Source organism: Pseudoalteromonas luteoviolacea, assembly GCF_001696455.1.
In the GTDB taxonomy this organism is placed as follows: domain Bacteria; phylum Pseudomonadota; class Gammaproteobacteria; order Enterobacterales; family Alteromonadaceae; genus Pseudoalteromonas; species Pseudoalteromonas luteoviolacea_C.
The window spans coordinates 1-1001 of sequence record NZ_MAUJ01000037.1; the positions used below are offsets into that span (position 1 = coordinate 1).

Consider the following 1001-nt stretch of genomic DNA (forward strand, 5'->3'; position numbering starts at 1 on the left):
GCAGCCGTAGCTTCGGTGGTATGTTTAGCCCCGTTACATCTTCCGCGCAGGCCGACTCGACTAGTGAGCTATTACGCTTTCTTTAAAGGATGGCTGCTTCTAAGCCAACCTCCTAGCTGTTTTAGCCTTCCCACATCGTTTCCCACTTAACATACACTTTGGGACCTTAGCTGACGGTCTGGGTTGTTTCCCTCTCCACGATGGACGTTAGCACCCACCGTGTGTCTCCCGGATAGTACTTTACGGTATTCGGAGTTTGCAAAGGGTTGGTAAGTCGGGATGACCCCCTAGCCTTAACAGTGCTCTACCCCCGTAAGTATTCGTCCGAGGCTCTACCTAAATAGATTTCGGGGAGAACCAGCTATCTCCCGGTTTGATTAGCCTTTCACTCCTAGCCACAGGTCATCCCCTAACTTTTCAACGTTAGTGGGTTCGGTCCTCCAGTCAGTGTTACCTGACCTTCAACCTGCCCATGGCTAGATCACCGGGTTTCGGGTCTATACCCTGCAACTTAAGCGCCCAGTTAAGACTCGCTTTCGCTACGGCTCCCCTAAATGGTTAACCTCGCTACAGAATATAAGTCGCTGACCCATTATACAAAAGGTACGCAGTCACCCTCGAAGGGCTCCTACTGCTTGTACGTACACGGTTTCAGGTTCTATTTCACTCCCCTCACAGGGGTTCTTTTCGCCTTTCCCTCACGGTACTGGTTCACTATCGGTCAGTTGGGAGTATTTAGCCTTGGAGGATGGTCCCCCCATATTCAGTCAAAGTTTCACGTGCTCCGACCTACTCGATTTCACTTCAGATAAATTTTCGTGTACGGGACTGTCACCCTGTGTCGTCCAACTTTCCAGAAGGTTCCACTAATTACACTGAAGCTTAAGGGCTAATCCGATTTCGCTCGCCGCTACTTTCGGAATCTCGGTTGATTTCTTTTCCTCGGGGTACTTAGATGTTTCAGTTCTCCCGGTTTGCCTCTTACAGCTATGTATTCACTG

At 49.9% G+C, this 1001-nt stretch carries 1 rRNA gene; it reads right to left on the bottom strand.

Features of this window, described 5'->3' with window-relative positions:
- Window positions 1-1001, bottom strand: a 23S ribosomal RNA gene (locus tag A7985_RS25370); the annotation flags it as partial.